The 24,814-nt window shown below is 64.0% G+C and carries 25 protein-coding genes and 1 pseudogene; 11 read left to right on the top strand and 15 right to left on the bottom strand.

Annotation, left to right across the window (positions count from 1 at the left end; translation table 11 throughout):
* Positions 1 to 7 precede the first annotated feature (7 nt).
* The 6 genes from ACOGXE_RS02130 to ACOGXE_RS02105 form a co-directional block, all read right to left on the bottom strand.
* Positions 8 to 607, bottom strand: coding sequence for a hypothetical protein (locus tag ACOGXE_RS02130; protein WP_419932310.1), 600 nt, complete (start codon positions 605 to 607; stop codon positions 8 to 10).
* A gap of 629 nt (positions 608 to 1,236) precedes the next feature.
* Positions 1,237 to 1,824 carry a hypothetical protein gene (locus tag ACOGXE_RS02125; RefSeq protein ID WP_419932309.1) on the bottom strand — a complete coding sequence of 196 codons (588 nt, stop codon included), beginning with the start codon at positions 1,822 to 1,824 and terminating at the stop codon, positions 1,237 to 1,239.
* Positions 1,825 to 1,827: 3 nt separating this feature from the next.
* A complete protein-coding gene (locus tag ACOGXE_RS02120) occupies positions 1,828 to 2,298 on the bottom strand; it encodes a TIR domain-containing protein (protein ID WP_419932308.1) in 471 nt (156 codons plus the stop codon).
* Between the two features lie 140 nt (positions 2,299 to 2,438).
* Entirely contained in the window at positions 2,439 to 3,542 is a 1,104-nt protein-coding gene (locus ACOGXE_RS02115; RefSeq protein ID WP_419932307.1) for a nucleotide kinase domain-containing protein, read from the bottom strand.
* The gene (locus tag ACOGXE_RS02110) at positions 3,539 to 3,946 is read right to left on the bottom strand and encodes a hypothetical protein (RefSeq protein ID WP_419932306.1); all 408 of its coding nucleotides are present in this window, start codon (positions 3,944 to 3,946) and stop codon (positions 3,539 to 3,541) included. The genes ACOGXE_RS02115 and ACOGXE_RS02110 overlap by 4 nt, the downstream gene beginning before the upstream one ends.
* Positions 3,947 to 4,267: 321 nt before the next feature.
* Positions 4,268 to 5,419 carry a tyrosine-type recombinase/integrase gene (locus ACOGXE_RS02105; RefSeq protein ID WP_419933466.1) on the bottom strand — a complete coding sequence of 384 codons (1,152 nt, stop codon included), beginning with the start codon at positions 5,417 to 5,419 and terminating at the stop codon, positions 4,268 to 4,270.
* Between the two features lie 456 nt (positions 5,420 to 5,875).
* Between ACOGXE_RS02105 and ACOGXE_RS02100 the strand changes: the two genes are divergently transcribed.
* Together ACOGXE_RS02100 and ACOGXE_RS02095 are read left to right on the top strand one after the other, a co-directional pair.
* Positions 5,876 to 7,120: a hypothetical protein gene (locus ACOGXE_RS02100; RefSeq protein ID WP_419932305.1), complete on the top strand. Its 1,245-nt coding sequence runs from the start codon at positions 5,876 to 5,878 to the stop codon at positions 7,118 to 7,120.
* 64 nt (positions 7,121 to 7,184) lie between these two features.
* On the top strand, positions 7,185 to 7,862 hold the full coding sequence (locus tag ACOGXE_RS02095) for a hypothetical protein (RefSeq protein ID WP_419932304.1): 678 nt from the start codon (positions 7,185 to 7,187) through the stop codon (positions 7,860 to 7,862).
* 400 nt (positions 7,863 to 8,262) lie between these two features.
* On the opposite strand, the gene ACOGXE_RS02090 is transcribed toward ACOGXE_RS02095, so the two are convergent.
* Positions 8,263 to 8,529 (bottom strand): hypothetical protein, encoded by a 267-nt coding sequence (locus tag ACOGXE_RS02090; protein ID WP_419932303.1) that lies wholly within the window; start codon positions 8,527 to 8,529, stop codon positions 8,263 to 8,265.
* Between the two features lie 567 nt (positions 8,530 to 9,096).
* Here ACOGXE_RS02090 and ACOGXE_RS02085 point away from each other — a divergent pair.
* Entirely contained in the window at positions 9,097 to 9,672 is a 576-nt protein-coding gene (locus ACOGXE_RS02085; RefSeq protein WP_419932302.1) for a hypothetical protein, read from the top strand.
* A gap of 268 nt (positions 9,673 to 9,940) precedes the next feature.
* Here the strand turns inward: ACOGXE_RS02085 and ACOGXE_RS02080 are convergent, their stop codons facing one another.
* Positions 9,941 to 11,794: a GmrSD restriction endonuclease domain-containing protein gene (locus ACOGXE_RS02080; RefSeq protein ID WP_419932301.1), complete on the bottom strand. Its 1,854-nt coding sequence runs from the start codon at positions 11,792 to 11,794 to the stop codon at positions 9,941 to 9,943.
* Between the two features lie 38 nt (positions 11,795 to 11,832).
* A complete protein-coding gene (locus ACOGXE_RS02075) occupies positions 11,833 to 13,182 on the bottom strand; it encodes a hypothetical protein (protein WP_419932300.1) in 1,350 nt (449 codons plus the stop codon).
* Between the two features lie 573 nt (positions 13,183 to 13,755).
* On the opposite strand from ACOGXE_RS02075, the gene ACOGXE_RS02070 reads away from it, so the two are divergent.
* Positions 13,756 to 14,505 (top strand): CHAP domain-containing protein, encoded by a 750-nt coding sequence (locus ACOGXE_RS02070; protein ID WP_419932299.1) that lies wholly within the window; start codon positions 13,756 to 13,758, stop codon positions 14,503 to 14,505.
* A 92-nt stretch (positions 14,506 to 14,597) separates the two neighbouring features.
* On the opposite strand, the gene ACOGXE_RS02065 is transcribed toward ACOGXE_RS02070, so the two are convergent.
* On the bottom strand, positions 14,598 to 15,083 hold the full coding sequence (locus ACOGXE_RS02065) for a peptide chain release factor-like protein (RefSeq protein WP_419933465.1): 486 nt from the start codon (positions 15,081 to 15,083) through the stop codon (positions 14,598 to 14,600).
* 30 nt (positions 15,084 to 15,113) lie between these two features.
* Positions 15,114 to 15,641 (bottom strand): annotated as a pseudogene (locus ACOGXE_RS02060) (PCRF domain-containing protein); the annotation flags it as partial.
* Positions 15,642 to 16,164: 523 nt separating this feature from the next.
* Here ACOGXE_RS02060 and ACOGXE_RS02055 point away from each other — a divergent pair.
* Positions 16,165 to 16,743: a hypothetical protein gene (locus ACOGXE_RS02055; protein WP_419932298.1), complete on the top strand. Its 579-nt coding sequence runs from the start codon at positions 16,165 to 16,167 to the stop codon at positions 16,741 to 16,743.
* Positions 16,744 to 16,977: 234 nt separating this feature from the next.
* Here ACOGXE_RS02055 and ACOGXE_RS02050 read toward each other — a convergent pair whose 3' ends face one another.
* Positions 16,978 to 18,327 carry a hypothetical protein gene (locus ACOGXE_RS02050; RefSeq protein WP_419932297.1) on the bottom strand — a complete coding sequence of 450 codons (1,350 nt, stop codon included), beginning with the start codon at positions 18,325 to 18,327 and terminating at the stop codon, positions 16,978 to 16,980.
* Here ACOGXE_RS02050 and ACOGXE_RS02045 point away from each other — a divergent pair.
* From ACOGXE_RS02045 to ACOGXE_RS02030, 4 genes are all read left to right on the top strand, one after another.
* Entirely contained in the window at positions 18,319 to 19,206 is an 888-nt protein-coding gene (locus tag ACOGXE_RS02045) for a hypothetical protein (RefSeq protein ID WP_419932296.1), read from the top strand. The two genes, ACOGXE_RS02050 and ACOGXE_RS02045, sit on opposite strands and share 9 nt — an antisense overlap.
* Before the next feature lie 244 nt (positions 19,207 to 19,450).
* Positions 19,451 to 19,735, top strand: coding sequence for a hypothetical protein (locus tag ACOGXE_RS02040; RefSeq protein ID WP_419932294.1), 285 nt, complete (start codon positions 19,451 to 19,453; stop codon positions 19,733 to 19,735).
* Positions 19,736 to 20,066: 331 nt separating this feature from the next.
* A complete protein-coding gene (locus tag ACOGXE_RS02035; protein ID WP_419932292.1) occupies positions 20,067 to 20,663 on the top strand; it encodes a hypothetical protein in 597 nt (198 codons plus the stop codon).
* 829 nt (positions 20,664 to 21,492) lie between these two features.
* The gene (locus ACOGXE_RS02030; protein WP_419932291.1) at positions 21,493 to 21,798 is read left to right on the top strand and encodes a DNA methyltransferase; all 306 of its coding nucleotides are present in this window, start codon (positions 21,493 to 21,495) and stop codon (positions 21,796 to 21,798) included.
* Positions 21,799 to 21,963: 165 nt separating this feature from the next.
* Here the strand turns inward: ACOGXE_RS02030 and ACOGXE_RS02025 are convergent, their stop codons facing one another.
* Entirely contained in the window at positions 21,964 to 22,176 is a 213-nt protein-coding gene (locus ACOGXE_RS02025; protein ID WP_419932290.1) for a hypothetical protein, read from the bottom strand.
* Positions 22,177 to 22,204: 28 nt separating this feature from the next.
* On the bottom strand, positions 22,205 to 22,351 hold the full coding sequence (locus ACOGXE_RS02020) for a hypothetical protein (RefSeq protein ID WP_419932289.1): 147 nt from the start codon (positions 22,349 to 22,351) through the stop codon (positions 22,205 to 22,207).
* 297 nt (positions 22,352 to 22,648) lie between these two features.
* Between ACOGXE_RS02020 and ACOGXE_RS02015 the strand changes: the two genes are divergently transcribed.
* Positions 22,649 to 23,044 carry a hypothetical protein gene (locus ACOGXE_RS02015; RefSeq protein WP_419932288.1) on the top strand — a complete coding sequence of 132 codons (396 nt, stop codon included), beginning with the start codon at positions 22,649 to 22,651 and terminating at the stop codon, positions 23,042 to 23,044.
* A 33-nt stretch (positions 23,045 to 23,077) separates the two neighbouring features.
* A complete protein-coding gene (locus ACOGXE_RS02010; protein ID WP_419932287.1) occupies positions 23,078 to 23,959 on the top strand; it encodes a hypothetical protein in 882 nt (293 codons plus the stop codon).
* On the opposite strand, the gene ACOGXE_RS02005 is transcribed toward ACOGXE_RS02010, so the two are convergent.
* Positions 23,938 to 24,372, bottom strand: a complete 435-nt coding sequence (locus tag ACOGXE_RS02005; RefSeq protein WP_419932286.1) for a CHAP domain-containing protein — start codon at positions 24,370 to 24,372, stop codon at positions 23,938 to 23,940. The two genes, ACOGXE_RS02010 and ACOGXE_RS02005, sit on opposite strands and share 22 nt — an antisense overlap.
* Positions 24,373 to 24,814 lie beyond the last annotated feature (442 nt).

Below are 24,814 nucleotides of genomic sequence, written 5' to 3'. Positions count from 1 at the left end.
GCGCACGCTACGTCAGGTCAACTGAGGTTGATGGAAGGCGTTCGTTGCACACGGTTGCGAGCTTGACCCCGAAGACGGCAATGTCCGCCAACCGCTCGTCGCGAAACGAGTCCCAAGCTCCTAGGTCGACGGCATCTAGGAGCAAGCCCGCGAGCTTTGTCACGTGGAACGTGTAATGCCGCAGCTGGTCGACCTTCGAGAGCCCAAACACGTCCGGATGGAATCGGCGGTCGTGTTCCACCTGCGCGATCTGGACCTCGTCCCAGCTATGGGCTTTGGCGAGAGCGTCGGCTCCGACCAACTCCATCCGTTCCGCGCCGGTGCTGTGGGCGAGGAGGCTGGACGCCTCAACGCTCCGAATTCTGTCTTCGTACAGCTGACGTAGGGACAAGCCAGACTGATCGGCAAGCTGTGCGGCGACGCGTCGCATCACCTGTGCCGCTGCTACGACTTGGTGCGTTGTCGTCGGTTCGTTGTGTTCGATGTGCTCGCAGAAAGCGGCGCAAGCAGCTGCAGCGCGGACGAGGGCGCGAACCGCTTCAGTGAGCTCACCATCGTGTGGCCCGGTTCGAGCTTCTGTTTGGGAGTCGTCGATGACCATATTCAACCAGACCCGAAATTACATGCACGTAACTCTATCGCCAAGGGCACCGAGTATGGGACGGGCTGCAGAGACGTGGGTCCAAAGCGGCTCAACGCTAGGCGACGCCTCTCATAGGCGATCTGACGAGCATGCCAAGGCACACACGGCGGTGCGCCGAGCATGTAGGACCCTGGTTCGAGTGACATCGGTCGAGCACTGTTGGGAGTGTTGTGGAAACTAGAGGATTCCACACTCCCAGGCAGTCCTAGGACGCATCAGAAGAAGACCGGGCCGTGGGCCAAGTGGTCGCCCTGCCGAGGAGTCACCGAGAGTCGTCACTGCAACGCTGCAGCACCGGAATCAGCAGGGAGACGTTGCGTCGCCGCAAGTGCTGGCAACCCGGGTCGCGAGTCTCGAACGCATTGTCCGAATCTCGGCCTGGGTCGTAGGCACGGTCGCGAGCGCCGTCATCGCAGCGCTGATTGGTTTCGCTGTGAACTCCGCCCTTTCGAATGATGGTGACAGCGATGGCGGTGCGCCGGCTCCCAGCGAGCAATTGGGTTCGATTGCGCCAGACTCGTGGACGCCGGTCGCGCAGGCGCTCGCAGCTGCGACGGATTGGGTCAGCCGCGGGGTTTGTTGACGCGGCCGAGCTAGGCCCAGCTGAATGGCCGCCCGCAGAAGCCTTGTCCGAGGAGCGGCTCCGCCCAGCGGACGAACGCCGCGACCTGATCGTCGGTGAACGTTGAGCGGTGTCCGCGTCTGGCGAGGGTGTAGTGGAGTTCTGCCGGCATGACGGGTCCTGAGCCACCCCAGTACGTGTAGTGGTCAGAGACGAGCACTCGGTCGACGCCGGTGTCTTTGTTGAGATTGAAGGTGTTGGTTGCACCGCCGGCGAGGCTGTGGTGAGAGTCCATCTGGACGAACTTCCCTTGCGAGTTGGTGCAGTAGATGTTGTCGCCGTACTGGCGCTTCCTCGTTGCGTTCAGGATCGGGCGCTTCGGTTCGAAGCGGGGATCGTTCCAGAACTGGTCGAAGCTGAGCACCTCGCTGACCCTCATCACATAAACGACCTGGCCAGGCGGGAACCTGGTGGTTGTTGCCGTGCCGACGATGTGGTCGCCGACCTGCGCGACTCTTCTCACGATTGGTTTGCAGCAGGCGACTGTGCAGAAACCACCGAAGGGGTTCGGCGCGAAGCCGTAGTCCCTAGTGACGACGTACGAGAACAGCCGAGTCAAGAATCAGCACTGCTTGATTCGCTTGAGAGGCTGCTCGGGCCTTGGCTGTCCACCTGGCTCCTGCCAGCAGTCCTCGCCGTTGATCGCATCGACGATCTTGTCGCCTGTCCACACGACCACTGCGTCGGCGTAGTCCTTCGCTGCCTCGGGCAGCTCGACTCCGGCCTCACCGTGTTCGTACACAGCGACGATCCGTGTGCCCGTTTCTTGGGCGTACTCGATCTCCCAGTTGACCCAGTCGCTGTCCTTCGTGTCTTCTGAGACAAGGACCACCAGACAACTCGCCCAGTCGATGCGGGGCTTGAGGATCTCGTTCTTGATGTACTGCTCGTTCTGAGCGTCGTTGAATTTGTCCTCCGTGATGGACCCGTTCCTGACGTCCATGCCCTTCGTGGCGAGCAGGTCCCTGAGTTTTGCGACGTGCTCGTCATCTTCATGGATGTGGCTGATGAAGATATGGCGTTCGTCAGACATGGCCCACCTCCTAGAACCAAGTCGGATGGGTCCGACGCTAGCGAGGGGGTGTGACAGGTCTGTGTTCGCCGGTTGTTCGGCATGGTCCGACGAAGTGCGTCGCGGCTAGGGCCGCTTCTGGGCCGTCGACTCAAGTCGACTCACGACAAAGCTGAAGTGTCGGGCTCGGAGCAGAACAGTTCCGCTTGCCCGCATGATGCGTGGGCAGAGCTGGGGCTGAAACGTTCGGATCGGCCCAACTCCGTCGTCGCCGGGACGAAGGGCGCGTCCGGTACGTGCTCATTGAGCCCCCACTTCGGCGGGAACCACACCTCGAGAGGCGAGGGGTCAGCCTGGAAGCGCTGCTTTATTCTCGTGCGACCGGCCCGGCTCGCAACCTCAGGGTGCACGACCCTTGCGTACTTGTCCACCTCGCAGAACAGGTTCTGACAGTCGATGAGTTGGAGCGGCCGACCCCAGAGGTCCATGAAGTCCAGCCCGCGCTTTCGCACCTCGTCTAATTGGCGGTCAGCCGTCCAACGAATGACGTCCTCGACGGAATAGTCACCGAGGTCCGAGAAACACTTCTCGATCCCGCTCCGCGCCCCAGGGCCCGCCATCACGAACTCCATCTCCGAGTAGTCCAGCGCCGCGGTGTAGTTGATGTCTGTGACGAGCTGGTACGCCAGGAATGTGCCAACCCCCCGAAGTCCGAGGAGCAGCCCGAAGGCGTCAGCCATCGAAGCAGAACCGAGAAGCTGATCGGGCAGCCGGTCCTCCAGCATGGCCTGGATCAGCTGTAGGTGGCTCGAGTGCTTACGACCGCCACCTCGGGAGGCGGGCGGCATGATGTACGCCGCGGAGTAGAGCCGCTGCCCATTCCCGATGGCCTTGGTCATGACCGAGTCGTATCGTTCGACGTCGAACCCGGCAGCGGTGATCTCCCCGATCTCCGACTCGAGAAGTTCCCAGGTCGAGATCCGGTTGAACAGCTTGAACAGCAGCACCCGGAACACGACTTCCTCGGCCGACTGATCTCCTTGGTACGCCACGTGTCGGATCAGGTACTGGCTCACTCGGTCGGCTGCACGGTACGCATTGGTGAACCGAAACTCCCTCAGAACCGGGTCGTCCGTCCACGGGGGCGGAGCACCCTCCACTCTCTGGTGGAAGATCTCCTGTCTGCGCGTCGCGAACGTCCAATAGCTGTCGAAGACGACCGTCGGCGTGGGCGGCTTCATCGCGGCCCGCAGCGGCCTGCTCACTGCCGCAAGAGAGCAATCACCATGACCAGGGCGACAGCGCCAATCAGCGTCAGGTGAAACGCGATGATCGTTGGAGAGAGAGCGACCTTGAACCAGGTTGCAACCCTGTCAGCAACGGACCGCGTATCCATCGAGAAATCAACGTCGGCATCCTCGACCTCGCGCATCTCGTCGTACAGCGCTCGATACAGACGTTCTTGCCGGAGGAAGTAGGCATCGAGCCACCAGAAGGCGATCGCAGGTAGGTAGGCCAGGTAGACGAACAGGATCTCAGAATCGCCCGCTGCCAAGGCGAAGAGAGCTGATACCAAGACGACGGTCCAGCCCTTGAGCAGGAATGAGTTCTGACTCAGGCGATTGATGACGCCCTGAATGATCTGTAAGTGGGCAACTCTGTCGCTCATGATGGCCTTGAACGGCAAGAAGTGGCTTGACCCGGGCCATCGGATCGAGCCCTCTTCGCCGGATCGTACCGGGAGACGCGTCACCGATGCGGCCTCATCCCCGGGTATGAATTCGCCCGGCTACGTAAGGTGCCGATGTTGATCTGGTCGCTGACGCCAGCTCCGCCACCACCCCAGCGCCCGGCCGGCCCGTCTCGCCTAGATCGGCCACACGCCGGCGAAACTCCGCCAGATAAGCCCTCGGTGCCATCAAGCCTCCTCAATATTTATGACAACACAATCGAGCAACTTCCCCGCGCGACACCCAGGCTGCACCAGGTGTCAAGGAGTAACGAAGTTGGCCCAGTTCTGCATCAGCTGCCGGCGCTGATCCAAGAGGTCCGAGCGGATGTACGAGGCTTCGACACTATTGCCCACCACGTGGGCTAGCGCTGCCTCCCCGACTGTCCAAGGAGTAGCGGCCTGCTCCACACACCAGGTCTTGAATGCTGATCGGAAGCCGTGCACGGTCGTGGCCAAGTCCTGCGTGCGTAGCAGCTGGAGCAATGCCTGCGAACTCAGCGGTTCGCCTCGGCGTTGGGGGCTCGGGAAGACGAGTCCGCTGCCGTCGTCCAGTGGTAGGGCTGCTTCGAGCACCTCGAGGGACCGGCCGCTGAGGGGCACGCGGTGCTCGCGGTCGGCCTTCATGCGTTCGGCGGGAATCGTCCAGGTCGCGCGCTCGGCGTCTACTTCGGTCCAGCGCGCGCCGCGTGCCTCGCCTGACCGGGCAGCGGTCAGCACCAAGAACCGCATGCACAGCTTGGACGCTTCGCTCGCTTGCGATCGGGAGATCTTTTCCAGTGCTGCGGGAACTTCGGAGTAGGGGAGTGCCCGCTGGTGGCTCTTGATCTTGGGCATTGGCGGCAGCGCGCCGTCGATGACATCGCCAGCCGGATCGATGTCGACCCATCCGTGTGCCATGCCGTGCTGCATGACTTTGCGGATGCGCTGGCGCACTCGGCGCGCCGTCTCGGGCTTCGTGCCCCAGATCGGCATTAGGACAGCGATGATGTCGTTGCGAGTGATGCGCTGGAGGGGAACATCGCCGATTGTCTCGAACGCGTATCGCTCGAGGCTGGCGAGCCACTCGTTAGCAGCGTGCCTATTGCGCCAGCGCGGCAGATTCATGTCGTGAACACTCTTGGCCGCGACGGCGAACGTCGGGGCACTTCTGGCGCGACGAGCGCCGGCTGAACTGCGTCCCTCGACGAGGTCGGCACGCATCAGCGCGGCGCGCAGTCGGGCGTCGGCGAGGCTGACACCTGGATAACCGCCGATGCCGAAGTCCCGTTGCTTGCCGTCGACGGTCAGGCGCACGACCCATGATCGTGTTCCGCTGGGCTTGACGACCAGCGTGAGCCCGCATCCGTCCGTGTGCTTCCCAGGCGGTGCGTGTTCGACTGTCTTGGCGGTGAGGCGCTTGGAGGGTCGCACGAGTTCCCTTTTCTGGTTCCCTTTTTCCTTGGGAACTGGCGCCAACGCATGGGAACTGCTGGGAACGCCAATTCGCCCGAATGCGGTTCTGACCTGCGGTTTCGGGAACTCGTGGGAATTCCTGGCAGGTCGTCGACGTGGAGCTAAGGGGAACGAATAACTGCTGGCCAGCGGCGATTTCCGGCTCTGGTTCCCTAGAAATTCCCTAGGGATCGCTTGGGTTCACCCTTGTGTAGGGAGTTCTTCCGCTGAGGAACGCCGCGATTGGTCATGCCAGATCCGGTGTGGGCCTGCGACTGGTGGTCCCACTCGCAGCGGGCGATCTCAGTAGTCGCATGTGTCGCAAACTGGTCACGCTGCGATGACGAGTTCGGCGGTGGTGCTCCCTGAGTTTCGTATAGGCAGTGAGGCTCAGCCGCCGGACTTGACTCCCAATGGCTGTCCAGCGACACGCTCTTGGGCCTCGGTTCCGGCGCATTCTCGGAGACCTGCCCAATATGGGCTATCCCGTTCGCCTCTGATCTACGATCCACGCCCGGCGCCGAGCGACCATCGGCGCGCAGGGAGGTTGACGTGGACTTGGAAGAACGGCTCGCCAAGGTGCATGCCGAGTTGACCTCGGGGAGACTGAGGCTTGAGACGAACGTGCAAGTCAAGGTTGTGCGCCCGATCCTGCGCAGTCTTGGCTGGGATGACGCGGACTCCTCTCATCTGCGGGCCGAGTATCCGACTGACAATGGAAGGGTCGATGATGCGCTGCTCGATGGTTCGGGTCATCCTGCGGTCTTCGTTGAGTCCAAGAGGCAGGGTCATCTGCAGGATCCCGCTCGCCGTGACAGCGCGGAGCGGCAGTTGTTCGGCTATGTCAGGCATCAGCCGCCGCAGGTCTTGCTTCTGACCGATGGCGAGACGTGGGATTTCTACCTTCGCAGGGCACTTGGTTCGCCGGCCGAGCGCCGGTTTCTGTCGTTGTTCCTCGCCGAATCGTTCAATCTTGAGCGAGCAGCCTCGGAGCTGCGCACGTTTCTCGGTCGGGACGCTGTGGTCCAGGGTGATGCTCTTCGGGCAGCCCAGGCGCGACGGGCGCATGAGAAGCAACGCGATGCGAGGCGTCGCGAGATAGGGGCTGCGTGGCGAGCATTGCTGCAGTCGGCTGATGCGGCGGCGCAGTCGATGCTGGCCGACCGGGTCGAACAAGATGCCGGCCGAAGGCCTCCTCCTGCTGAGATCGCCAACTTTCTTCGCGAACAGAGCGATCTGACGTTGCCTCACGGTGATCTGACACCGACATCGCGTCAGTCGTACACCTACGAAGAGTTGTTCCCAGACGATCGGCCGAGAACTGACTATTCCCGGGACCAGCTTGAGCAAATGTCCTCCGTGGAAATGGCCGATGTCGTCGAATGGTGGGTCTGGTGGGAGATCGAGCGAGACGCGGAGCTTGACTCGGAGCCAGACGAATCGAGCAAGGACGTAGCGTTCGTGCTGCAGGCTCAGCGCACGTATGACGGTTGGGCGGCTGCCGCCAACGAGATCCGCCGAGCCGCCGAAGAGCATGTGGACATTCCGGCGTACCTCGAGTCTCTGAAGGTTGTCGAGCTGAGGGATCGGGCAGCGCAGCTCGACCTTGGTGTAGCTGGCTTGCGCAAGCAGGATCTCGTTGACGCACTCGCACAGGCGATCGAGTGGTTCGGAGACTGACGCTGCGTCGGCTCGCCGGCGACGGGGGAGATGAGATCATGCGGCCGTTAGCCTCCGATGCCGCATGCAGCTCGGAGTCGGCGCGGGAGATCGGATCGAGCGCTTCTTGCGCTCTCACCCGACCGGGCGGCTCGTCGTCTGCGTCGGTTCGGCAAGCGTCTCGGGCTTGGTCTGGTTGGCCGAACGCGCACCTCAGCGCCCGGTGACATTGCTGATCGGCGATCTGCAGGGCCGCAACTTCCAGCATGCGACGGACGCCGATCGCCGTGCGGCCTTGGCGTTCGTACAGAGAAGCGATGTGGATGTGCGCAACTGGTACCGCACTGCGCGCAGCTCAGCAGGCCGCTCCGAGGCTCACCTCAAGGTGTGGGCTGCATGCGATGAGCGTGGGGCACCGCATGCCTATCTCGTAGGTTCGGCCAACCTCACAACGGCCGGTCGAGCTGAGAACGTCGAGTTGATGACTGTTGTCGACAGTTCCGAGCACGACTACTTGGGTGGCGTGTTGGAAGCCCTCCTGGAGAAGTCCTGGTCGGCACGGGACCAGCTCTTGGAGCGAGTCGCGGGTCCCGATGCACGGGCAGACACTCCGCGACCGCACCGCCACGAGCCAGCAGCTCCGAAGGCTCAAACCGGCTGCCGGAAGCAGGCGGCAGCTCTCGCGGCCTGCGTGCTGGGATTCGGGGTGGCCGTTCTGGCGTCGGCAATCCGAGTGTCCGGCTTCCTCCGACACTCCAACTGACTCCCCGGTCAGTGAGCACACGCGGCAGCGCGTGCAAGACTCCGCCGACAGTGAGTAGCTAAGCCGTGAGAGACAGCAGTGCCCACTGCTTCGAGTCCAATCAGCGCGCAGCCGAGCACCTGACGATTCAGGCATCGCCAACTGGACCGACTATCGGGTCCCCGTCAGCCTGCTACCAACCTCTATGTCCAGAACACCTAGAAGTTCCCTAAGGCCCGCATGGGCTCACCGGTGTGCAGCGGAGCCTCAGCTCGAGAAACGCGGCAAACAGCCACGCTTAGTCGAACTCGCTGCCGAGCAAACTCGGTTTCCGGGTCAGACCCCGCAGCAGCCCATCCAGGTCACCGTGCGACAGAGACCTGAACACGCACTATCGGATGCACGATCGATGAGTCGGTACTCATACTGCAATGGTCCCCAGCACGACTCTGCCGTCGCCGAGTTCAGCTACCGGGCCGGAACTCAGGTCGACCTTCAAGCCCAACTTCGACAGCCATCCATCCGTAGCGCCGGGGCTGTCCGCGATCCTCACTTGGGCGTCAGTGAGCAGTGGGTCGTAACTCAACCACAGTTCGACAGGCAGGAACTCTTGACGGGGTATGCCCTTGAACCTCGGGGGCGGCGCGACTTCGGCCACTACCCAGGCTTTGCGGGTGTCCTCGCTCATCAGATCTCTCCTTACGCAGGCTGGGGTGGCCGCATCACTCCACGCAGTCCGGCTACAGGTCGCCTTCGGTGCAGCCATCGCCTTGAGTCCCGACGGTCAGCCGGCGCTAGTCGCCGGCACCCACGCCGACGCACCACCGTGCCCAGAAGTAACACAATATTGCTAACTTTTGTGTGCTGCTACACAGGATCACACCAAGCCAACGGCCGTTCGGGTCAGAGCCCGATGCACGCGCACATAGCGATCGCCTCCGAGCGCCCGGCTCCGCGCATGTACTTCCACAATGCCACTACAGGAGAGGACGATGGAGTGACGGGCAACATTCACACTGGGTCCCTTGGCCTGCACGAGTTCATGCAAGACCTCTTAAGCAACTGAGCATGTTTCGCGTGTGGCCAGAGCACGGCTTGCACCGAAGTGCCGGTCCGAACGGCAGTCAACATGGTGTCTTCCATGACTCACCTGCCTCCGTGGGGTCCATACCGTCGCGCGCCAACACCGATGCGCGGTGGCGCCTCGGCGCCAGGGCTACGCAATCCCACCCTTAGTCAGGAGTAGCACTGCCGTATGAGCTGGTCCACGGGAGCCTTTGCGTTCCTGCATCTGTCCCCGCAATGCACCGAGCGGGTACAGCGGTTCTTGCGCGATGAATGCGGACTGCCGAGCGACAAGCTGGTCGATGATCCGCACCTCACGGTGTACCACGCGCGTCGACCGCTCCCGAATCTTCGGCCCTGCGTCACTGAGTCGACGATTCGTGCCGATGTTCTTGAGACGCGATTCATGGTCATGGCACCTGGAGGCGAGAATCCACGACCGGAACTGAATCCCTCCCGTCGTTCGATTGGCTTGAGACTGACACGACGCAATGCCGCGATTCCGAAGATTCAGGATCTGAGAGCTGAGTTCTTCAAGTACGAGACGCCGAGAGTTCTCGGAAGCCGGGCTCCGAGCACGGCGTGGTCCAATGCATTCGGGGCTCGTCACTACCAGCCACACATCACGCTGCTCCGACCTCGGCCCAAAGTCCCAGTCAACCTCCGCGAACTCGGCGAGCTATTCCGTCAACAAGTTCAATCGCTCGAATTCGATCGATTCGAGATCAAACTCGTCTCGCGACGAGAGTACGAGTCCCGAGCTTGAGCCGGCCCCGCCCCCAGAGCCCTTGGCGCGCAGTCGACGACGCGACTGCCGTCTGTCCGCGCCCCTTACCCGCCCGTTGAGCGGTCTTCACTCCAGCTCGCGGGCCCTATGGTCGATTGTCTTTCTGAAGGCCATAATGTGCCCGCGAATCGACTCCAGCGTGGCGTTCTCTGGACCGACTATCGGGTCCCCTTCACGTCCGCTGAGCATCACTGCCAATACGATGGCGCTTGAACCGGTCACGGCATCGGCGACGGTCGTCCCGAAATCACAAGGCTGAGGCAGATCGCTCGAAACTCCCGCCACCTGACGCGAAGGGGTTCTCGTCGCCGTCCGTCGAGCGGTTTGCCGGCTTGCCCATCGCCTCTTCGATCTGGGTCACGAGATTCTCGAAGCGCTGATTGAAGAATGCGGCGAAGTTATCGTGGCGAAGTGCCATCGGATCGACTCCGTGTGACCGGACGATGGCGTTCAGCTCGGCCGGATCAATCCCGTCCCGCTCTTGCAGTCTTGTGAGGTACCGACTTGGCGCATCGCCCCCGATGATCTGGTTCGTCCGGGAGTCGATCGCCGTCTTGTTGACCACGCTGTCCAGAATGCCGCCCTCGATGCCGTGGTCTGCGCACCACTTCTTGGGAAAGATGTGGTGGATGTCGATGTTGTCGTCGAAGTAGGCGAGGACGTCGATGGGCTTGCCTGTTCGGAAATCGCGGCCGCCACGCTGCATTTGCAGCGCGTACAGCCCCTTGTAGGCGGCGCTGTTGCGAGTACGTAGCGTCAGCAGCCGTGCGGCCTGAAACTGGGACGCCGCGATCGTCCGGGGCGTCGGGCCGTTGCGCTGCACCCAGTCCACGACATCCTGCAGATCGATGCCGAAGCGGGTTTCGGTGGCGCCGCCGTACATCTCGCCGAACACTCCGCACCAGTACCACTGGCGAAGCCGTTGGGCGTTGCCGAGCCCGTCGGCCTCCGGGCCGAGCACTGCGAGAATCGAAGAGAGAGGCACCAGCTGTGTCGTGTACGGCAGGTCCCTCCCTGCGAAGATGCATTCGGAGTGCAGGAAGGGAACCCCCCTCAGCACGGCGTTGGTCGCGATGCCGGCCCACTTTTCGTAATCGGCCCGAGTGAGACGAAGCACGTCCTTGCGCTTGCACGAGACTGCCGGTGCCCGGTCGCTCTCGTGACCGCTGGCAACGTACGCGCTGCGCGCTTCATGTGTAGCTAGCAGCGTCACGATCTGAAGAAAGTCCGTGGCCTCGAACCGCGCAAGCACCGAGTGTTCGTTGAACTTGGACTTCCTGGTGTTCCAGTCATCGCGCAGATTGAAGTTCTCGGCGGCGAAAGTCGCGGTGAGTAATTCGAACACCGTGAGAGACACTCCACCGGTGTTGACCTTCTCGAAGACTTGACAGACAGCTTCCTTTGGTGTCGAGCTCGCCAGCTCGATCGCCGGCACCTGGTAGGACGTGAACGGCTTCACCACGGCTTCGACAAATCGCTTCCACTCATCCAGCCGCTCGTCGCGTTCACCTGGGCCGTTCTCCAGATAGGCAATCTGCCAGTCCATCGTCTCGCCGCCGTCGAGAACGATGTCGAGCGGAAAGTGACCAGCTTCGATTTCGGCTTCTCTGGTTGAAAGGTCGAGATCGACCTGCCGTCCAAAGTCCGAAGTAATCTTGCGATTCTCCGGCACGCTGACGATGCCGTCGTCCTCGCGATCGGTAGATGGGTCTATACAGGCATCGATGTTCGCGTAGTAGTGGCGCAATGTGTCCCGCCCCCCGGAATCGCGCGTCGGCACTGGGGCCGACGAATGCAGTGCCAGGTACAGCGAAGTCATCCGCTGCTGTCCGTCAAGCAACATGAACTCCGGCTCTTGGGGCTGATCGAGCTTCACGCCCTCGATGGGTCGAGGCCGAAACTGCACCTCCGGGTTACCCGTACGGAGCGTCATCACCGCACCGATGGGGAACGAAAGCGAGATCGAAGCGAGAAGACTCACGATGTGAGCGTCATCCCACACCCAGCCGCGCTGGAAGTCCGGTAACTGCAGCAGTCCGTCTGACGCCTTGCGAAGCAAGTCAGCAAGCGGCTCCTCGTTGCTCGTGAACTTCTTATCCATTCCGTCACACTCCAGTCTCAATGAACTTGGCGGCGAACCTACGGTGAGTCAGGGAGTGCCGCCGTTCCTCTTCGTGAGTCGTTGGCTGGGCGTGGCTCATCGGTTGCCGGATCTTCGGATCCGTCGCGTTCGACGAGCGCTTTGGTTCTCCGAGCGGCTGATTCGCCTGCAGAACGAGCTGCTGCGGCCGCGGCTGCGCCAGCGCGGCCCGCAGCCTGCGCGGCATCGGCCGTGGCTCTTCCGGCAGCAGCTGCCGCTCCTGCTGTTGCGCTTCCTGCTGAGGCCGCTCCTGAGGCGACTGCACGTCCAGTCTGCGATGCGTGTTCGCCGACGGCGCCGGCAGCCGCGGTCGCCGCTCGAGTAGCCGCACTTCCTGCTATCGCAGCGAGGTTGGCAGCGTTGTCGCCGACGCTGACAGCTTGGGCGGCAATCTGGCCCATCACTGAGCGCGCCTCGTCCTTGACGAAACGGCAGATCGCCTGGCGGACCACATCGAGATCCGCGGTCAATTCCATCTCTCTTGTGAGCTTGCTTACGAGGGCGCCCGCCATGATGCCCGTCAGCATCGCAACGCCAGCAGGGCCACCGGCGACCCCCACCAGCGCTATCGCGCCGAGGCTGGCGCCGGACGTGACAGCGCCCCGAAACGCACCGTCGACCAAATCGCCGTACTCGCCAGCAGATCGGGCCTTATGGAACGCACGACCCAACGCGACCACCGCGATCGGCATGAGCACCGGGTTCGTGCTGAGCGCCGTGCTCAGAGCCATGGATGCGGCGGTTTGAGAGAAAGTCTCGGTATCGGCGCGATTCCAGCCGAAGATCACCGAGACTGCCCCGACAGCGCCGCCGAGCAGGTCGGCAACGTCGAAGGTGTTGAGGTCGTAGAGCCACTTCTTGGGAATGCCGAAATTCGTGTCCAGCGAAGCAGCTACGGCGTCAAAGGTCTCCTTGTCCCACGTGGCGAGTGGCAGGCCCATCGGGGTCGACACGTCCCGCAGCAAGCCCTGGATTGCACCGAGCGTTTCTTGGACGAGAGTGTCGTCGGGGGACGCGTTGTGAGACGCTTCGAACGCTCCGAAGACCGTGTGCCCGCCGTCGAAGAGCCGGTGATACTTGCCACCGACGCCGGTCTCGATGAACTTGGCGTCCATGGCTCTGTCGTAGATGGTTGGCGCGCCTTTGACAGCGCCAGCGACGATGTCGTTTACGGCCGACGACAGGTCGCTGGCCACGATCGCCTGCGCAGAAGAGAACGCCTGTGCGGTGGCCGCGCGGGCCGTATCGAACACCCACTGTGCACCCCGTCCGACAGCGCGACCGGCCGCAGCTCCTGCCTCGGCGGTATCGCTGCTAGGAGCCCGCGCCACCGATGCGCCGGTCGTCACCGCCGATTTCGCACCTTCGCCGACAGCCCGAGCTGATGCAGCTGCGGTCGAGCCCGTCGCTTCTGCCGACCTGCGGCTACCTGAGACCGTCGCATGGGCTGCCTGCTTGCCAGCGGCGAGTGCCGAGTTGGCGAGGCGTCTCAGGCGTCCAGATTCATCATGCTCGACATCTGTTTGATTTGCGTCATCTGGTTCAGCTGCATTGGCGCGCTCAATCTTGGGCATAGCTCACTCATGCTATGGCGTCCACGGTTGCGCTGATCATGGGGATTGGGATCGCGGCACCGCCCCACACGGTCGGCAGTTGGCTCGCGGCCCCGGGGTAGGCGCCGACCACACAGATCGACGGAGCTGGCCGCCACCTGCAAGCGCCGTCGCTTGGCCGTGCCTGCGTACGTCGCGGGCTGTTGACAGAGAGATATCCCACGCAGGGGCAGGCGGGGTATTCCAGTGAGCTGGCAATCACGGGAAAACGACAGCGAGGGACGCAGCGGCTCGGCGCGCAGAGGAAGTCGCGAATGGTGGCGCCGATGAGGGGAGGGGGCGGTCGAACAAGCCATCAGCAACCTCCTCTTGAGACTGCTGGTGGTCATCGTCCTCGGGGTGCTGGCGGCTGTGCTCGGACTTGGAGCATGGCTTGGCGGCTGGTTCAGAGCCGACCCGCTCGTGCCAACAGACGGCGTCGAGCGCATCGAGTTGCTCGACCAATCCGAATCCCGTCCAGATGTGACCACGACGACTGAGTCCGAATCGGCGGCAACGACCACCGCACTACCGGCTGTCGCAGCGTCCACCGTGACGGTTGGGCCAGATGTCGCGAGACTCCAAGGGAACTACCGAGCGGCCGTCAAGCCCGGGGGCTGTGCTGGGGCGCCCGGAGACATGGAGGGTGACCAGTGGTGTTTCAAGATCGGGTACTCGACGTCCTATGTCGCTTGGCGGCTGAACAGCGAGCATGACTGGGCGATTCCGTTCGCTTTGCGGTCGCCTCCGGGCGACCCGACGCCCAACTGGGGCAACGCAGGCAATTGGGAACGCACAGCGATCCAGATCGGGATCGAGCCCCACGCTGAGCCCGCCATTGGCAACGTGGCCTGGTGGTCCACAGCGAATGCTCCCCCGTACGGGCACGTCGGAATCGTGGAGCATGTCGGCCTCTCCGAAGCTGGGAGCATTCGCTCAGTCGCAGTCTCGACTCTTGTGGATGATGAGGTGGTGATCTTGTCGGAGATGTGCACGAGCCTTGGCGGGAGCCTGCGATGCGGGTCGGTCGGCAGCCTTCTCGCAATTGCCGACTACTTCGACACCATCGTCGAGGAATAACGTCGATCGGCGACCGGTCTTGTCGGCATGGCCGGTCGGGCCGGATCACTGTCTGACACTCATTCCCTTCTCCTCTGCAATCTGGGCATGTGTCATGCCTTCGGCTCCGTTGTGGGGAACGCATGGACGCTGTTCAACCGTCGATGCTTCAGGCGCCATAGGTGCCATGCCTCGCGCAGTGCCGACAGGTCGCCGTCCAGCACGGCTCGCGCATTCGCGGCTTTGTATCCGGTGCGGTGGTCGACCACGAGCTGGCCAGGGGACAGCACGTAGCTGCGTATCTGGGACCCGAACTCGGCCGGGACTCGCTGGCCGACGAGTTGGGCGATCTTGGCAGCCTGCTGCTGACGCAGTCGGTGCGCCAGCCGGCTGAGCAGTGCCTCCTTTGCCATCGCCTTGTTACGGGCCTGACTACGCGACATGTCGCATGTGGATTGCAGACCGGTCGGTTCATGCACGATGCGGACCGCGGTGTCGGCCTTGTTGCGATGTTGACCACCGGGCCCTGAAGACCTGAACGTGTCGATCCGCAGGTCACCCTCATACAGTTCGACGTGGGCATCGTCCGCCGGCAGCACCGGCACCACCTCGAGGCTCCCAAATGACGTCTGCCGCTTGTCGCCGGTGCCATAGGGGGACATGCGCGATAGGCGATGCACACCGTGCTCAGCTAGCAGTAAACCGTACGCGCCCTGCCCGCTGACTCTGAGCTCGACGGCCGTGCAGCGGTCGCTCGCGTGCTGGGGCGATCTGGCGATCAGGTCGACGTCGTAGCCGCATCGCTTGCACCACTTGACGTACATATCGGCGAGCATGTGCGCCCAGGCTTGAGCCTCAATGCCACCGGCCCCGGCGGTGATCCGCAAAAGGGCATCGCAGTCGTCATGGTCGTCTGCCCGGCGGCAATGCGCCTCGAGTTCGTCGCATCGCTGCTCGATGTCTGCGAGGAGCGACTCAGTGTCCGGGCAACCAGTGGGGGAGCCTCCGGCGAGGTCTCTCAGTGCAGCGATCTCGCCACGGACAGCGTCAATGAGGTTTATCAGCCCGCTGGTACGCGACAGTTCGGCAAGCGTCGCTGCCGCGGCGTCTCGTTGGACCCACAGGCCGGGTCGGCTGGCTTGGGTGGTCAGCTCTGCAGCACGCTGTCGTAGTCAACGCTCGTCGACGGCGTCGGCTGCAACCGAGACGCGGTCCGAAAGATGGTCAATTCGTGCTGAGAAGTTCATCGCAGTGCTCCTGCGCCGTCATCGCGACGCCGCCACCAGCCTAAGCACGAGCATCGACGGCTGCGCTCCGCATGGCCCTGCTGGCTGGCCGCCGAAGCACCACTCGTAGTACATGACGCTCTCGGTACGTGGGCGCCTGCCATGGTCGATCGAATCGCGACGTCCGGCTTGGAGAACACTGGGTCTGGATACGTTCATTAATTCTTAGTATTTTCTGATGCATCAGAATATGCTGGCACGTGTGTGCCGGTTGCGGCCGCACGCAACGCGAGACCAAGGAGGAGACGCTAGTGCCAGCCGATCACATGCCAGATGTTCCTGCATTGCCAGCAGGCGCCGAAGACGCCACACCGGCCTCGCCGCGACTCGTGGGCGGCACATCGACGGTGCCCGACCGGGCGTCGGCTCCCGCGGCGGGGCCGCTGCGGGAGCTGTGGGTGGGCCGTGGGACGACCCCGAGTCGGCTCGCCTCGGTCACGATCCGCGTTCGGCATGCGTGGAGCGCTTCTGGATCGCTGTCTTGGGCCCGAGTGCCGTGTGGCTACTGCGGTTGCTTGCACGGGAGTTCGACGAACTGGCGCCGGGCGAAGACCTACGGCTGGATCTCGAGCTCACCGCCGGCAGGCTTGGGCTTCAGCACCGGGGCGGTCGCACGAGCACGTTCATGAGAACGACCGACCGCTGTGCCATGTTCGGTCTGGCGTACTTCACAGTTGACCCTGTGCTGATGGTGCGAACGCACCTGCCCGCAGTGCCGCGCCGGCTGCACGATCGCATCCCCCAAGAACTGCGCGACGAGGTCGAGCGCTGGATCCGCACGGGCGAATGCCCCGACTTCTCGCTCGGAGAGACACGCCTGCTTGCTTCGTGCATGCTGATGCTCGGCCACGGCCTGCACGAAGCAGCCGAGCGCCTCGTCACCCTCGGAGTGGCGCCCAACGCCGACAACGAGGCAACCGCATGGGCACGGGCGCAACGATGCACCCGACCCCACCCACGCCAACAACGCTGATCACCTACTGGGCCGTACCGACCGACAACCAGTCATCCACCGGACCGCATCGGGTCTGGCTCGGCTTCTTGGCACCGTCGCCGTAGTCCGAGCATTCCCGGGTCGACGTTGAGGTCTGCGCACACGGCGGCGCGCTCCAAGCCGTACGCCTGTGGCCCGCCGAGGTGCGTAGCCCGAGAAACGTGCGGGACGGTGAGCTGAATTCGTAGCAGGCAAATTCATGCCCAGTGATGGCTAGGCGCTCAAAGCTTGGCTCGTTCCCATGGGGCAGCCGCGCGCGCAGTTTGCGCCCGGAGAACGGACCAATTCCTGCGCGGATTCCGCCTCGATCGATGCAGTCCTTTGCCGCTTGGTGCTGACTTGAACGTGATACACACTCATATCTGCCGATACAGATAGGTCAGAACAATGCAGGCAAATTCGACACCTAGAACCTCCATGCGAAGGCTCAGCCGGCTCAACGCGGCGGCAATGGCCGCACTGCTTGTCGCAGGCGTGCTCGCATCCATTGCACTGCCCGCGAGCCATGTCGAAGCGCACCCCCAACGCGTACAGCGCTGTGCCTATGACCCTGTGCCCGTGTGCTGGTGGGTGAACGTTGCTCACACGCACGCACCACCACCCACCACGACACCGCCGGGTCAAGGCCACCCGGGTGGGACTGACGCAGAACAGCCGGACGAGGACGGGGATGACGGTCAGGGCGATCAGGATCAGTCGGGCCAGGGTCATCCTGGTGGGACGGATGCCGAGCAGTCGGATCGGCCCAACAATGACGGTCAGGGCGGCGGTCAGGGCGATCAGGATCAGTCGGGCCAGGGTCATCCTGGTGGGACGGATGCCGAGCAGTCGGATCGGCCCAACAATGACGGTCAGGGCGGCGGTCAGGGCGATCAGGATCAGTCGGGCCAGGGTCATCCTGGTGGGACGGATGCCGAGCAGTCGGATCGGCCCAACAATGACGGTCAGGGCGGCGGTCAGGGCGATCAGGATCAGTCGGGCCAGGGTCATCCTGGTGGGACGGATGCCGAGCAGTCGGATCGGCCCAACAATGACGGTCAGGGCGGCGGTCAGGGCGATCAGGATCAGTCGGGCCAGGGTCATCCTGGTGGGACGGATGCCGAGCAGTCGGATCGGCCCAACAATGACGGTCAGGGCGGCGGTCAGGGCGATCAGGATCAGTCGGGCCAGGGTCATCCTGGTGGGACGGATGCCGAGCAGTCGGATCGGCCCAACAATGACGGTCAGGGCGGCGGTCAGGGCGATCAGGATCAGTCGGGCCAGGGTCATCCTGGTGGGACGGATGCCGAGCAGTCGGATCGGCCCAACAATGACGGTCAGGGCGGCGGTCAGGGCGGCGGTCAGGGCGATCAGGATCAGTCGGGCCAGGGTCATCCTGGTGGGACGGATGCCGAGCAGTCGGATCGGCCCAACAATGACGGTCAGGGCGATCAGGATCAAGATGGAGGCCAGGACCAGGACGGAAACCGGCAGGACGAGAGCCAGGACGCTGGGGGACACCCCGGCGGGACTGACAGCGAGGATGCTGATCGGCCTCCATGCGGCGCAGACCAGGTGCTGCACCCCATTGAGAACGGACGTTGTGAGTCCTCTGATGACCCGCGCGGCCCTGCGCTCATTTCTTCGGATCTTGACTACAGCCCCGAAGCGGTGACGGTCGATGTTGGCGCGGACTGCAGCCTGACGTCAACTCACGGGAATCGTATCGTCCCGGTGCACGGCCCGGTTGCTTCGTTTGACACAACCATTCGCTACGAATGTGAGTTAGCGCACATGAGCATTGGGGCGTCTGCGAACGGCATCATGCTGTGCCTCGAAGATCGTGCAATTGGAAGCGGCACGGTTGATGCGGAACGCGATTCGTGCTTGGTCTTCTATGCCCCGTGGTGTTATGACGCCGACGATCCAGGTCAGCAGTACTTCACCCCAGCCCCGTATTCCCTTGATGAGAACCATGATTACTCGAGGCACATCAACTACGAACTGCCGTGCGGGACAACCGACAATGTCACAATCCTGCCTGAATCGGAGAGTGTCGTCCTTCATGTCGACCTCGTGCTCCAGCGTGAAGCCATCGTCGAGCGACCTCAGGCGCACGATAGGGACATCACGGCCACCTTCTCGGACAGCGGCGCGCCGAAGCATGCGATTGGGTCGACGAATGCATGGGTGACGGTGACCGATACCGTGACCGTGCTTCGTGCGGACACGAGCCCCACGCAGTTTGATGCCCCCTTGGTAGTCACCGGGGAATGCTCAGTCGACCAGCAACGTCAGATCAACCACATGGTCTGGGCTGGGCGATGGGCCTATGACCGATACGCGAATGCGGTCAGGGCCGGGGAACGAACAGAGGACCGCACGGAACGAGCTCGGCTGTGGTCGGCCATGATCGACGCAGAGGACGCACTAAGCGACTGTTCCGCCAGCCGCGCGCCGTAACCGGTACTCAACGGCAATCGGTGGAGTCAGTGCGCCAGGCAGCGCGTCAGTCGACCGCCGCGCTGGCTTCGCCCTCGCCGCGCGGGGCCGTTCAAGCAGCCCGCATTGAGGCCGATGTCGCCGACGAGGCGCGCTACTCCGTCGAGTTTGCTGCACGTGCAGGCTTGTGTGTCCATGCGTCTGGATGCCGAATCAGGCCGACATGTTTGTGTGATCTGATTGTGCAGGGGTAGTGTTCGCGGTCATGAGAAACGCTCGTATGCTCCGGTTGGTGTTGGCAGTCGCGGTGTGTGCGGCCGTGGTCGTCGTGTCCCCCGGGGGGGGGGGGGTCGGCGCCCAAGGAATGGGCTCCGACGAGGAGCCTTTGGACCCGTGCGCTCGCGTCGCTGCGGCCGAAGTAGCTGCTGCGGCTGATGACGATGAGATGGTGACGGTTCCCGATCCGGTGCTGTTGACGGCGCTGGACCATCATCTGGGCCTCGGGACCGGCGAGCCGGTCACCTGCGGCGCTCTGCGGTCGCTGTGGTAGCTCTCGACATCGCGGGTGGACACCCAAGCGGCGCCGATCCGGATCCTGGAGGGCCTGCAGTACGCGACGGGGTTGCGCGAGCTGTCGCTGTGGGGCAACGAGATCACCGATGCGCGGATGATCAGCTTCGCGGGGTTCGACTCGCTGTGGTACCTGTCGCTGGGCGCGAACCGGCTTACCGAGGTCGACCTGTCAGAGCTCGGGTCCCTGGGAGACGCTGTCGCTGAAGGCCAATCGCATCACGTCGCTGGACGACCTCAACGGCCTGGGCGACCTGTCGCGGCTGAAGCGGCTCAATCTGACGGCGAACCCGCTGTCGGGCACGCAGTCGATGCCGAACCTCGAGTGCCTCGAGACTCTGCACGTCCGCGAGGCCGGACTCGGGGGCATCACCTTGGCGAGCCTGCCCAAGCTGCGCGAGCTGAACCTGCGGGGCAACACGCTCAGCGCGCTGAGCCTGGGCGACAAGCCCGCCTTGGAGACGCTGGTGCTGACCCGCAACCGGGTCAAGTCGTGGGCGTTGCCCGCCCAGAGCGCCATCCCGTCGCTGACGAAGCTGCTGATCAACGACCAACGAGTCGCCTACACCTCTCTCGACGGCGACCGCATGAGCATCACCTTCCCCAACGCCAACAGCACACTCGAAGACCTCCATCTCCAGTACAACGACGTGCTCAACGATCTCGACATCGCCAATCTCACCGGACTCCGAACCCTCGACATCACCGCTAGCCGAATTTGCAGCACGTATGGAGATACGGGACCCAGCACAACCGTCGTGAGCAAAAAAAAGATCACGGGTAGCTGTCACTGCGGGGAGCGCACAGAGCGGATTCGGAGACTCCCAATCCCCGCACAGCATTTCGGTGCCCGGCGGCAACACCATCTCCATCAGTCGCGAAGGGTCTGCCGAATTCCGGCACATTGAGTGCCCGCCGGAGTCCGTCACCGCATCTCAGCTTCAATCGACCACCGCCGACTATGTCGGCGGGCTCTGAGCCGGGTTCCCCGTCGGGCGAGGCGGGTGAGCGGCGCAGTCGAAGAGACGTGGTGACTACGCACAGATCGACAGCCTTAGCGGGCGCCTATGGAGGCTCCCGGGAACCCCGGCTTCCTAGATTCGGCGTGGATGCCGGAGCGCTCGAACGCCCGCTGCGAAGTCAGTGATGTGGCGGTCGCCACGCGTCCCGGGAGGCGCGCTGTCGGCGCCCAACCTGGGCAGGGGCGATGCTGCATCAGCGCCACGCCCCCAGTCGGCCCTGATCGACCTGCCGAGCGCCGACAGCGGGATTCTCCCCGGCATCGGTTTGAGAACCCGCTCGCAGCGGCTGAATCAAGCGCTGACACCGAATTCGCAGCCACCGTCGGCATCCTGGGCCTAGACCTCACGGACCCCAGCCGTGCCATGCCGCGCATCGCCAAGGACGAAGCGGCGACAGCGGCCATCAGCGACGCCGTGAGCGGCCTGGGCACCGAGCACCGGGTCGTGTGCGCCGAGTCCGCCGATCCGCAGCCGTGGCGCCGAAACGTCGAGCGGGCAGACCTCGTGGTCGCATCCCCGCCCCACTGGAACCTGAAGGAATACCCGCTTTGGGACGGCCAGCTGGGCTGGATCAGCGACTGCGAGGAATTCCTCGAGCGGCTCGCGCCGGTGTGGCAGTGCTGCTTCGACGCACTGACGCCCGGAGGCCGCCGCCCGTCACGAGGGCCGAAGCGGCAAGGGCTCATACCTCGGCAAGCCGTACGAGCCGAACTCGGTGATCAAGAACGACGTCGAGCACATCCTGATGCAGCGCAAGCCCAGCAGGTACCGCTCGGTGCCGCTCGAGAACAGTGTCCTCAGTGTTATCCCCAGGGATATCCACAGCCGATGTTTCCGCGAGATCTGGGACGGGCCGCCCGGCGCGTCCACCAGCGAGGCCCCGGCTCCGTTCCCCGAGGAGCTGTCGGACCGGCTCGTGCGCATGTTCAGCTTCGTCGGCGACACCGTCGCGGACCCGTTCGCAGGCACCGGCACCACGCTCGTCAGCGCCGCAAAGGGGACGCAGCGGCATCGGCTTTGACATCGAGCCGGCCTATGTCGAAATGGCACGCCGACGCATCGGGCAGAGCCCGAACGCCCGAGTTCTCGGCTGAGGATCACACGACAACACGCGTTCGGACTGCGGCCAGCAGCACAGCGGGATCCGGCGCGGCCTCGCCGTCTTGGGCGCCCGCCGCGCCGTTCCCTACTGCGGCCTGGTGATCCCCGCCTTGACGAGCACATCGGCGGGCACGCCGAACTCGCGCCACGTCGCGCACTGGATCCCCTTGCGCGCCCCGTAGCTGGCGGCGTGGGCGACGAAACCCGCTTCGGCACTGCTCATGTCGGGCTCTGCCTGAAGAGCTTCGAGCTGGGCGTCGTTGCCACGGACGGCTTGCATCGCCTCCAGCCGCTTCATCGCTCTGAGAGAGCCCGACGCGAGCTCATCATCCAGCGCGGCGCTGCTTCAGTTTCTCAGGGCTCATTCGCCGCCCGGGCTTCGGCCTGGCCGACTCCAGGGCTTCTAGGTAGTCCCTCACCGCTGAGGCCTCGATCCGGCCGGCGGCGATCGCCGCCTTGTGCTTGTCGGTCATGGTTCGTTCCGCAATGGGGTCAATTGTGGCAGCGTTCGAGGCTCAGATCGCGTGGATCCCGCACGCGCGCAGGCGGCGCCGGCATCGGCAGGCGCAGACTGGCTCGCCGTTGCCCGGCGAACCGGCTCGACGCCGGGGTGCCCGCAGCCGTCACAATGTCAGCGCGAGTGTGGACCAGGGCCGGTCGCATGGCGGTATGCAATGCGACCGGCCCGAATTCGACGCACGACAGGCGACGTCGCCGCCGAGGCCCGCCCGCTAGTGTCGCGATCCCCGAGTGTGCCCCGTACGTCCACGATGCTCAGCCCGGTTGAGCCGCCCAACGCCCTTTGGCGCTACGTCCCGGCGTTGCGCAGGGAGAACGAAGAGTGGCGGCTGCGGCTCGTGCTGCACGACTTCGGCCTGGTTTGGGAGGACACCCCCGTGGCCGAGTGCACCGCGCTCGTCGCCACAGAGCCCGAGAGCATCGATCCCCGATGGGATGCGTTCCTGGCGGCCTATGCGGAGCATCGCTGCCTCGAGGACGGCATCGAGGTGCCGGAGTGGGCGGTGCAGCCCGGGCGGTACCTGCGCACGTTCTGGTACGCGGGCGGCTGCCCCGAGTACGACCGGGTGAGGACCATCGTCACCTGCCCGATCACCTTCGAAGCCCACGGCATCTGGTTCCCCAGAGAAGAACTCAAGGTCGTCTAGGCGCCGACCGGTTCGGCGGGACCGGCTTGGGAGATGTTCGCCGAGAACGGCGCTGTCGCAGGAGTCGGGCGGGGCCAGTGGCAGCGCTGCGACATCGAGGCGCCCGCAGCCGAATGCCGCACGCCTCATCCGTTCACGCCCGCCTGGACGAACGCCATCGAGTGCCTGCTCGATGCAGTCTTCAGTGCTGCGCCGCGTCGGTTGTCTCACCTGACGGCGCTCGAAGCCGCAGGCGTGCCGCTGGTCGCCCGGCCGCAACTGTCGTTCCCGCGTGAATCCGCCAGGACGGCGATGCCTCTGGGCATCGCAGTGTTCAGCGAACCCCGCGACCGCCTGTGCCTCTTCGCTGCGAGGCTGACCGAGCGCACGTGGATCTCGTCGCCCGAACGCGCTGCAATCGAGACTGCCCAGCACGACATCGCAGCGCGCCGATGGAACGAACGCATCGCATGGGTGTTGGCCGAGGGCGGCGGCAGCATTTTCGACGCCGACGAAGCCGTCGAGGCCAGCGACGCGCTGCAGATGCGGGCGGGACTGCGGCGTCTGTCGTTTATCGCGCACGCACTGCGTCAACTCGCTGCCAGCGACGCCTTGGGTCGTGTCCCAGACGAGTGGGCGGACATCGTGCGCGCCAGACGAGGCGATAGGTGGATTCGGCTGCGCCGGTCCGGGCCCACAGGTCGGACCGGCTGGCGAGGGCAGTCAGCTCAGCAGCGCGCTGGCGCAGTCAACGCTCGTCGACCGCGTCGGCCACAGCCGACATGCGGGCAGAGAGAAGGTCGATGCGTGCTGAAGAGTTCATCGAAGTGCTCCCTCGCCGTCGTCATGACGATGCCACCAGCCCAAGCAGGAGCAGCCAGAGCGGGGCTCCGCATCGCTCTCCTGCCTGGCTGCTATCGCTCGAGGTCGCGGTAGTAGCCGACGATGTCGAAGAATGCACCGATGTTGCCGCACTGCAGGCCGTCGCTCGTGGGTGCGCACGTGTGGATCTCGACCACGACGCGGTGGTCGATCATGGTCGAGACCGTGACGCTGTAGACAGATCCGTCGCCGGCGAGTTCGACTTGCTCGACGATGCCGACTCGGCCGTAGGCAGGGGCATCGGCTCGCGACCACCACGCGACATGGCCTTCAGTGGGCGTCTTCATTCGCGGGATCCTCAGCCGGTCGGCCTTTGCAGCCCAGTCGCCGGCATGGCCCCAAGCAGGCTCCGGAAGCACCGGAGGGGAGTTGTTGTTGAATGTGTCGTCTCCGGGGAGTGCGCTGTTGAGTCTCGACGCAACATACGAGGTCGAGTAGTCGATGTAGAAGCACCACTCGTCAATCATGAAGCTCTCGGTACGAGGGCACGCGCCAGGATCAATTGCATTGCGGTACTCGGTTTGCAGAATGCTTGCGAGCGAGGCCACTGTGCCAGGCGAGTCCGGCGCGGATGCGCTCGAGGCGTTGTCTGCGACCGTTGCAGGCGCTGTTGAGGTGCTCGCTTCATGCGGTGTCGGGCCGACTGGTTCGGGCGTCGACGGCAGCGTGCCGGCGCTAGTTGATGTGGGGCGAGCGGCCGGAGTGGTGGCCGCTGATCCTGCAGTCGCCGTCACCTCAAGCTGGCGCGACACGCTCTCGGTCGCTGATTCCGAGCCGCCCCACCAGCCCAGGACCCATCCCCCCAAGCCGAGAACCAAGAGGAAGACCCCGACGCCCACCTTGTAGAACAAACTGCCGAGAAACGCCTCAAAACCGCCACGCAGGCGATCCCGAATCCACTGGCCGGAC

Source organism: Candidatus Poriferisodalis sp. (genome assembly GCF_965208555.1).
Lineage (GTDB): Bacteria > Actinomycetota > Acidimicrobiia > Acidimicrobiales > Poriferisodalaceae > Poriferisodalis.
Note: the sequence above shows the minus strand (reverse complement) of the source record. Positions and strands in the feature narration are given on the sequence as shown.

Coding starts and splice junctions, on each gene's coding strand:
- ACOGXE_RS02120 (WP_419932308.1), bottom strand. CDS start 2,298: ATGTCTGACGAACGCCATATCTTCATCAGCCACATCCATGAAGATGAC.
- ACOGXE_RS02110 (WP_419932306.1), bottom strand. CDS start 3,946: ATGAGCGACAGAGTTGCCCACTTACAGATCATTCAGGGCGTCATCAAT.
- ACOGXE_RS02095 (WP_419932304.1), top strand. CDS start 7,185: ATGCAGCTCGGAGTCGGCGCGGGAGATCGGATCGAGCGCTTCTTGCGC.
- ACOGXE_RS02090 (WP_419932303.1), bottom strand. CDS start 8,529: ATGAGCGAGGACACCCGCAAAGCCTGGGTAGTGGCCGAAGTCGCGCCG.
- ACOGXE_RS02085 (WP_419932302.1), top strand. CDS start 9,097: ATGAGCTGGTCCACGGGAGCCTTTGCGTTCCTGCATCTGTCCCCGCAA.
- ACOGXE_RS02080 (WP_419932301.1), bottom strand. CDS start 11,794: ATGGATAAGAAGTTCACGAGCAACGAGGAGCCGCTTGCTGACTTGCTT.
- ACOGXE_RS02040 (WP_419932294.1), top strand. CDS start 19,451: ATGAGAAACGCTCGTATGCTCCGGTTGGTGTTGGCAGTCGCGGTGTGT.
- ACOGXE_RS02035 (WP_419932292.1), top strand. CDS start 20,067: ATGCCGAACCTCGAGTGCCTCGAGACTCTGCACGTCCGCGAGGCCGGA.
- ACOGXE_RS02025 (WP_419932290.1), bottom strand. CDS start 22,176: ATGAAGCGGCTGGAGGCGATGCAAGCCGTCCGTGGCAACGACGCCCAG.
- ACOGXE_RS02020 (WP_419932289.1), bottom strand. CDS start 22,351: ATGACCGACAAGCACAAGGCGGCGATCGCCGCCGGCCGGATCGAGGCC.
- ACOGXE_RS02015 (WP_419932288.1), top strand. CDS start 22,649: ATGCTCAGCCCGGTTGAGCCGCCCAACGCCCTTTGGCGCTACGTCCCG.
- ACOGXE_RS02010 (WP_419932287.1), top strand. CDS start 23,078: ATGTTCGCCGAGAACGGCGCTGTCGCAGGAGTCGGGCGGGGCCAGTGG.
- ACOGXE_RS02005 (WP_419932286.1), bottom strand. CDS start 24,372: ATGATTGACGAGTGGTGCTTCTACATCGACTACTCGACCTCGTATGTT.